The organism is Micromonospora sp. 4G55 (genome assembly GCF_016803375.1).
Genome location: NZ_JAEVHN010000395.1, coordinates 1 through 5,791, shown reverse-complemented (window position 1 = coordinate 5,791; position 5,791 = coordinate 1). Strand labels below are relative to the sequence as shown.

At 71.1% G+C, this 5,791-nt stretch carries 5 protein-coding genes and 2 pseudogenes; 3 read left to right on the top strand and 4 right to left on the bottom strand.

Annotated elements, in window-relative coordinates; genetic code table 11:
- Window positions 1-80: 80 nt before the first annotated feature.
- Window positions 81-1,229: a phosphotransferase family protein gene (locus JNW89_RS25420; protein ID WP_238448630.1), complete on the bottom strand. Its 1,149-nt coding sequence runs from the start codon at window positions 1,227-1,229 to the stop codon at window positions 81-83.
- A gap of 132 nt (window positions 1,230-1,361) precedes the next feature.
- Complete coding sequence (locus tag JNW89_RS25415; RefSeq protein ID WP_238448629.1) at window positions 1,362-1,997, bottom strand: SMI1/KNR4 family protein; 636 nt, start codon at window positions 1,995-1,997, stop codon at window positions 1,362-1,364.
- Window positions 1,998-2,123: 126 nt separating this feature from the next.
- On the opposite strand from JNW89_RS25415, the pseudogene JNW89_RS25410 reads away from it, so the two are divergent.
- The 3 genes and pseudogenes from JNW89_RS25410 to JNW89_RS25400 form a co-directional block, all read left to right on the top strand.
- Window positions 2,124-3,093, top strand: a pseudogene (locus tag JNW89_RS25410) (ComEC/Rec2 family competence protein); the annotation flags it as partial.
- A 142-nt stretch (window positions 3,094-3,235) separates the two neighbouring features.
- Entirely contained in the window at window positions 3,236-4,216 is a 981-nt protein-coding gene (gene holA, locus JNW89_RS25405; protein ID WP_238450819.1) for a DNA polymerase III subunit delta, read from the top strand.
- Window positions 4,213-4,692 carry a hypothetical protein gene (locus JNW89_RS25400; protein ID WP_238450817.1) on the top strand — a complete coding sequence of 160 codons (480 nt, stop codon included), beginning with the start codon at window positions 4,213-4,215 and terminating at the stop codon, window positions 4,690-4,692. The genes holA and JNW89_RS25400 overlap by 4 nt, the downstream gene beginning before the upstream one ends.
- A gap of 185 nt (window positions 4,693-4,877) precedes the next feature.
- On the opposite strand, the gene rpsT is transcribed toward JNW89_RS25400, so the two are convergent.
- Both rpsT and JNW89_RS25390 read right to left on the bottom strand, forming a co-directional pair.
- Window positions 4,878-5,144 carry a 30S ribosomal protein S20 gene (rpsT, locus tag JNW89_RS25395; protein WP_238450815.1) on the bottom strand — a complete coding sequence of 89 codons (267 nt, stop codon included), beginning with the start codon at window positions 5,142-5,144 and terminating at the stop codon, window positions 4,878-4,880.
- Window positions 5,145-5,257: 113 nt separating this feature from the next.
- Window positions 5,258-5,791, bottom strand: a pseudogene (locus JNW89_RS25390) (phosphotransferase); the annotation flags it as partial.

Genomic DNA, 5,791 nt, shown 5'->3' with positions numbered 1-5,791 from the left:
AGATCCACTCCGGGCGGGCTGCGGTGATCACCTGCACCCAGCCATCCTCGATGATCATCCTCAGCAGACAGACACCGGGGTTACGAGACGTCCCTTAGCGCGGCCTCGGCCTTGTCGAGCATCTTCTCGGCGTGAGTTGGGCCGAATCGTGCGGCGACTGCGCCAACGAACATTGCATTACTCAAGGCGGTCGCCCAGGCATGTCCCGCCTCTGCTTGCCATGGATCGAGGGGACAACCTGCCACGTCCTCCCACGCCCGAAGATATGCGGAGAAGCCGCCTGACGACGTCTCGGCGGACAGGGCGACGTCGAGCATGATCGGGCCAACTCGCGCGCTTCCCCAGTCGATCAGTCGAGGCCGCGTATCCTCGTCGTCTGCAACGACAACATTGTGTCCGTATACGTCGCCGTGTAGTAGCGCGGCGGGTAGCACGTGCAGCCCGACGTTGATGCGTTCGTCCCGGGACCATCGATGGAGCAGATCCAGGGCACGGTCGTGCACCGGATGGGGATTTTTGTGCTGGGCATCGTGAATCCACGACGGGGCGAAGTCCATCAACGCGTGGCGGCAGAAGCTCTCATCCACTCGGGGAAGGTCTACGGGAAGTTTGCTCGAACGCCCGAGGTATCGGTGGTGCAGGCGGGCCAAGCTCGCGAATACCACCGCCGGAACCTCCGCGTCCCACGGCAGCGTCGAGCCGGGATAGAACGGCGTCACCACCCACGGGCCGGAGTCATCAGTGCCAGCGTCAATCAGCTCCGGGAAGGCATCGGCGGCAGGTACCATCGCGATCTCATGCAGGGCGATCACCTCGGCGGAGGATGCACGCTTTGCGACGACCTCGAACCGGTCCCGCCCCCCGGTCGTCCGCATGGCGGTGACCTCAACCCGCTCGACAAGAGGTGAGTCCACGCCGCCAGCCAAGGGATGCCGCTGTCCGATCTCAATGGCGTCGAGATCAGTGGAGAGCCACCGGGCGAGGGCGACCTCCCGAACCGGAACGGTCAGGTTCGGCGGTGCCGCCATGGTGTCGGTGACCTTCCTTTGCTGTACAGCCAACCGTACAGCCAAGCCAGCCGACAGGCACCGATGACCGAGCGGCGGCAATGGACAGGTCGAGCAGATCAGCCGCACTGGCAGACGCCAGTCGACAGCGCTCCTGATCTTTGCAAGGCAGGGAAGCGGCGTGCCCGTTGCGTGCCCGTTGGCACGGAAGCCGAGGGTCAACGGCGGTCAGCTCCTGGACGTGGCCGCCCGCATGGCGGCGCAGGTCAAACCAGCCCACCGCCGTCCGACTTCCGGCGGTGTCCACACTTCCTAAACCGTGTGACGGAACCTTCGAGGCAGGTCACGGCGCGGCTATGGCCGGCTCCAACTCTGGAACATGTCTGCGTACGGATCGGGCTCGCCCGTGATGGGGTCGAGGCCGGCTAGGAACCGGCGGTCCTGTTCACGCCAGTGGACGAAAGGCTCGATGCGGCCCCACAGGGAGACATCGCTGAGCGGGCACTTGTCGAACTCGCCAAGCAATAGGCGCCTGAGGAACTCCGCCATCCCACATTCAAAAAGCGCCAGGCTGGGTTCGCCCCATGACACATGGCGTCGGTACACCACCACTGGCCACTGGTCCGGATCCGAGCCGCTCATCAGCCAGCCCAGAAGGTCGGGGTTGCTGCAGCCGACGCCCCAGGCGAGTACGGCGTCCGCCTCTAACTCCGTCCCTGCTACCCCACCCTCCTCTTCCCAGTGGTGGCGCAAGTTTGGCGTCTCGCCAGCGATCGTCCCACCGCCCCACACCGAGTCGACGGGCAGCGGCAGGAGGATGCTTAGTTGGCCGCCAATGCTGCCGCCGCCGTAGACCGCCATGAAGGCGCGATAGTCGGCCGGCAGACGGGCGCTCAACTGTTTTTCGGCGGCATCCCAGTCCACCTCTTCGTCGGCACCATGGGTCGGCGGCATGATCCGGGTAAGCGCATCGACTTGAGCAGCAGCCACGACTTCTACCCCTCGTTGGTTGTGCCGCGATACTAAAGATCGAGACTGACAGAGCGACCTTACGAGCCCACTGCAGGATTCCCCAGGGCACGTCGGGAGCCACGGTTGGGAGCCACCGGGACGAACGCGCGGCTGCCGGCGGGCACGCTGCCCTGGCCCGGCGGGGTGCCCGGTGCGCTGCTGCTGGCCGGTCTGACCGTGGCGCTGCTGCTCGCCATCCGGCGGCCGGTGGTGCGCCGGCTGGTGGCGGTCGCCACCGCCGCGGTGGTCCTCGGCACCCTCCCCGTCCGGATCTTCGCCAGCGGGTGGCCGCCGGCCGACTGGGTGATCGTCGGCTGCGCGGTGGGCCAGGGTGACGCGCTGGTGCTGCCGGTGACGGCCGGTCGGGCGGTGGTGGTCGACGCCGGTCCGGAACCGTCCGCCGTGGACGGCTGCCTGCGCCGGCTCGGCGTACGCGAGGTGTCGCTGCTGGTGGTGAGCCACTTCCACGCCGACCACGTGGGCGGGGGTCGCCGGGGTCTTCCGGGGGCGGCGGGTGGTCGAGGTGCGCACCCCAGGGCTCGTCGAGCCGGTGGCCGGGTGGGATCTGGTCGCCTCCGCGGCAGCCGGCGCGGTCGTACCCCGGGCCACCCCGGCGGGCTGGTCGTACCGGGCGGGCGGGGTGGAGCTGGTGGCGCTCGGGCCGCCGTATCCGCTGCACGGCACCCGGTCGGATCCGAACAACAACTCCCTGGTGCTGCGCGCCACGGTGGCCGGGGTGCGCATCCTGCTCGCGGGGGACGCCGAGACCGAGGAGCAGCGCGCCCTGCTGGACCGGGTGTCGCCCGATGGCCTGCGGGCCGAGGTGCTCAAGGTCGCCCACCACGGCAGCGCGTACCAGGATCCGGCGTTCCTCGACGCGGTCCGGCCCGCCGTCGCGCTGGTCGAGGTCGGCGTCGACAACGACTACGGACACCCCAGCCCGTCCATGCTGGCCCGGCTGGTCCGGGGCGGCGTGCGGGTGCTGCGTACCGACACGGACGGGGACGTGGCGGTGGTGACCGGCCGGCACGGCTTGGCGGTGGTGACGCGGGGCGTTGCGCCGGGACGACGATGAGCGGGTCGAGGGGATCGCCGGGGTGAGCCGCATTGTGGGGGTGGGCCCGCATTAACGTAAATGTCTGGATTTGCGCTGAGTGCGGGGTCGGCCGTCACAGCCGCCGGTGACCAGGCACGATCCCGCGGTGGACCGTGCCAAGATGGGCGGCGTGACCGCCGCCAGCCTTCCTCCTATTCTGCTCGTCCTCGGCGACGAGGAACTGCTCGCCACGCGCGCGGTGACGGAAGCGGTGGCGAAGGTCCGCAGCGTCGACCCCGACGTGGACGTCCGGGAGTACCAGGCCGGGTCGCTGACGGTCGGCGAGATCGCCGAGATGCTCAGCCCCTCGCTCTTCGGTGGGCGGCGGGTGCTGGTGCTCCGGGCCGGCCAGGACGCCCGGAAGGATCTCGCGACCGCGCTGCTCGCGTACGCGAAGAACCCCGACCCGGACGTCCAGCTGGTGGTGCTGCACCTGGGCGGGGCCAAGGGCAAGGCGTTCGCCGACGGGCTGAAGGCGGCCGGCGCCACCGTGGTGCCCGCGATGAAGCTCAAGGGCCACCGGGAGCGGGTGGCGTTCGTCCGGGACGAGATTCGCCGCAGCGGCGGGAAGTGCACCGAGGACGCCGCCGAGGCGCTGATCGCCGCCGTCGGCGGGGACCTGCGGGACCTTGCTGCCGCCTGCTCCCAGCTGATCGCCGACACCGACGGGCGGATCGGCGCCGACACGGTGGCCCGGTACTACCGGGGCCGGGTCGAGGTGACCGGCTTCACGGTCGCCGACGCGACCATGATCGGCGACATCCCGGGGGCGCTGGAGGCGCTGCGCTGGGCCCTGCACGTCGGGGTCGACCCGGTGCCGATCGCCGACGCCCTCGCCGACGGGGTACGCACCGTGGCCCGGGTCGCCGCCGCCGGCCGGGGCGACCCGTACCAGCTCGCCAGCACCCTCGGCATGCCCGCCTGGAAGGTCAAGAACGCGCAGCAACGGGCCCGGGGCTGGACCCCGGAGGGCCTGGTCGAGGCGATGCGGGCCGCCGCCGAGTGCAACGCGGCGGTCAAGGGCGGCGCGGACGACCGGGCGTACGCGCTGGAGAAGGCGGTCTTCTCCGTCGCGGCCGCCCGGCGGGGCGGCGCCCGGTGACCCGCCCCACCCGGACGGCGTGGAGCACCGTGCCCGGCGAGGACGAGCGGTACCGCCCGCTCTACGCCCGGGCGCTCGGACTGCGCGTCGTCAACCCGGGTGGGGTGCTCTGCTTCCTCTTCTTCGAAGGCGCGGTGGCGCTCGCCGTGCTGCTCGCCCTGGCCGAGCTGGTGAGTTGGTGGGCGGCGGTGGTGCTGCCCGCCGCCGTGGCGCTGATGGTCAAGCTCAACGACATGGTGGCCGAACGGGTCGTCCGCTCGGCGGCGCTCGTGCCGGAGCAGGAACGGGACCGGTTCCGGCGGCAGATGGAACCGGTCGTCGGGCGGGCGCGGGTGCCCCGCACCCTGCCCGGCATGGTCGTCGCCGCCGAACCGTCGCCCGCGCCGCCGTGGGAGCGGCAGCAGGGCACGCCGGGGTGGCGGCCGGGGGCGCGCTGGTCCACCGGCTCGGACGGGGATTCCGCCGCCCGGTCCTGACCCGTCCCGGGTCGTCCGGGACCGTGGTCAACCCCCGTTTGCGCCATGTCGGGGTGTCGGGCCGCCAGGACCGCCCAACACGCCGCAAATGGGGGTCGATCAGGGCCGACCGGGGCTCAGGAACGCAGACAGCCTGAAGCCCCGGGCTACACCCGGGGCTTCAGGTCAGGTCTGAGGTCGCTCGGTCAGGCCGAGAGCGAGCCGACGCGCTTCGAGATCGCCGACTTCCGGTTGGCCGCCTGGTTGGCGTGGATGACGCCCTTGCTGGCAGCCTGGTCCAGCTTGCGGGCCGCGTCACGCATGAGAACGGTGGCCTTCTCGGCGTCACCGGCCTCCGCAGCCTCGTGGAACTTCCGGATGGCGGTCTTCAGCGACGACTTGACCGACTTGTTACGCAGCCGGCGCTTCTCGTTCTGCCGGTTGCGCTTGATCTGGGACTTGATGTTCGCCACGCGACAGCCTCGTCTTGATAGCTCGGTTTGGTCTGCTTCCGCGCGCGACAAGCAGGCGTCATCGCTGCGCGAAGAGCCAGGTTACCAGGTTGGCCGGGACGAGCCAAAACGACTCAGCTCCAGCCCCGCCGGGAGGCCAGCCAGCGCAGTGCCTGCTCCCCGCTGAACCGCTGGTGCGCGCCCAGATGCGGGGAGAACGCCGGCGCGGGGCGCGGGACGGGTGGGGCCGGTGGTGGGCCGCGCCGGCGGAGGTGAGGTAGTAGCCGGCCAGCGCGGCTAGCGTCACGTCGAGGGCGTCCGGCGGGGCGCCGGCCGCGGCCGGATGGCCGGCGAAGATCGCGTCCACGGGGAGCCCGTCGGCGTACCCGGTGATGAGCAGGCCGGCCAGGTCGAACCAGGCGGGGCCGTGGCAGATCCAGTTCCAGTCGCAGAACCAGGCCCGCCCGCCCGCGTCGAGCAGCACGTTGTCCACCCGCAGGTCGCCGTGGACCAGGCCGCGGCCGGCGGCGGCGTACCCGGCAGCCGGGATTCCAGCGCGACCAGCTCGGGCAGGCGGCCGTGCGCGGCGGCCGGCATCGGCGGTACCGGTTCGCGCCCGGCGGCCACCTCACCCCACCAGAGGATGTCGTCGCGGGCCAGGTCGGCCA

What these genes read in the sequence shown, in the direction of transcription:
- holA (WP_238450819.1), top strand. Translation starts at nt 3,236, where the DNA reads ATGGGCGGCGTGACCGCCGCCAGCCTTCCTCCTATTCTGCTCGTCCTC.